Source organism: Burkholderia sp. Ac-20365 (genome assembly GCF_017104715.1).
GTDB lineage: Bacteria > Pseudomonadota > Gammaproteobacteria > Burkholderiales > Burkholderiaceae > Paraburkholderia.
The window spans coordinates 1-1,583 of the sequence record NZ_JAAGPI010000094.1; the positions used below are offsets into that span (position 1 = coordinate 1).

Consider the following 1,583-nt stretch of genomic DNA (forward strand, 5'->3'; position numbering starts at 1 on the left):
CAGGCCGTGCTCGAAGAATCCGCGAAGCTGTGCGGCGAGGTGCTGGCGCCGCTGAACGTCGAAGGCGACAGGAATCCAAGCAGCTGGAAAGACGGTCATGTCACGGCGACGCCCGGTTTCGCCGATGCCTTTCGCCAGTTCGCTGCAGGCGGCTGGCAGGGCGTGCAGCATCCTGTCGAATACGAAGGCCAGGGGCTGCCGAAGCTGATCGCGACGGCCTGTATCGAGATGCTGAATGCGTCGAACCTGTCGTTTGCGCTGTGTCCGCTGCTGACCGACGGTGCGATCGAAGCGTTGCTCACGGCGGGCAGCGAAGCACAGAAGCAGACCTATGTGCCGAAGCTGATCTCCGGTGAATGGACAGGCACGATGAATCTCACGGAGCCGCAGGCCGGCTCCGATCTCGCGCTGGTGCGCACGCGCGCCGAGCCGCAGGGTGATGGCTCGTACAAGGTGTTCGGCACCAAAATCTTCATCACGTGGGGCGAGCATGACATGGCGGACAACATCGTCCACCTGGTGCTCGCGCGTACGCCGAGTGCGCCCGAAGGCGTGAAGGGCATTTCGCTCTTCCTCGTACCGAAGTTTCTCGTCAATGAAGACGGCTCACTGGGCGAGCGCAACGACGTGCACTGCGTGTCGATCGAACACAAGCTCGGGATCAAGGCGAGCCCGACGGCGGTTCTGCAGTTCGGCGATCACGGTGGCGCAATCGGTCACCTGATCGGCGAAGAGAATCGTGGCCTCGAATACATGTTCATCATGATGAACGCGGCTCGCTTCGCAGTGGGGATGCAGGGCGTAGCCGTGTCGGATCGCGCGTATCAGAAGGCGGTTGCGTATGCGAAGGACCGCGTGCAGAGCCGGCCGGTGGATGGCTCGGCGAAACAGGCGGTGTCGATCATTCATCACCCGGACGTGCGCCGCATGCTCTCCACGATGCGCGCGCTCACGGAAGCCTCGCGTGCACTGGCGTACGTCGCGGCATCGCACTGCGATATCGCGCACCATCATCCCGACGAAGCGAAACGCGCCGAACATCTGGCGATCTACGAATATCTGGTGCCGATCGTGAAAGGCTGGAGCACGGAGCTTTCGGTCGATGTAGCGAGCCTCGGTGTGCAGGTGCACGGCGGCATGGGCTTCATCGAAGAAACGGGCGCCGCGCAGTACTACCGCGATGCGCGCATCCTGCCGATCTACGAAGGCACGACGGCTATCCAGGCCAATGACCTCGTGGGCCGCAAGACGGTGCGCGACGGTGGCGCAGTGGCAAACGCACTGCTTGCCCAGATCGCGCAGACCGTTGAAGCCCTGAAGCAGCAAAAGGGCGCAGCGTTCGATTCAATGCAGAAACATCTGTCGCGAGGACATGACGCGCTGCAATCGGTGGTCAGCTATGTTGTCAAAAACACGAAGACCGATCCGAACGCGGTATTCGCCGGCAGCGTGCCGTATCTGAAGCTTGCGGGCATCGTGCTAGGCGGCTGGCAGATGGCGCGTGCGATGCTCGTCGCACAGCAGAAGCACGCGCAAGACCCGTCGTTCTACGGCGCGAAACTCGCCACCGCGCAGTTCTTCGC

The 1,583-nt window shown here is 62.5% G+C and carries 1 protein-coding gene; it reads left to right on the forward strand.

The window, feature by feature from the left end:
- A partial coding sequence (locus tag G3O01_RS44715; protein WP_205813898.1) for an acyl-CoA dehydrogenase occupies positions 1 to 1,583 on the forward strand: 1,583 nt, incomplete at both ends.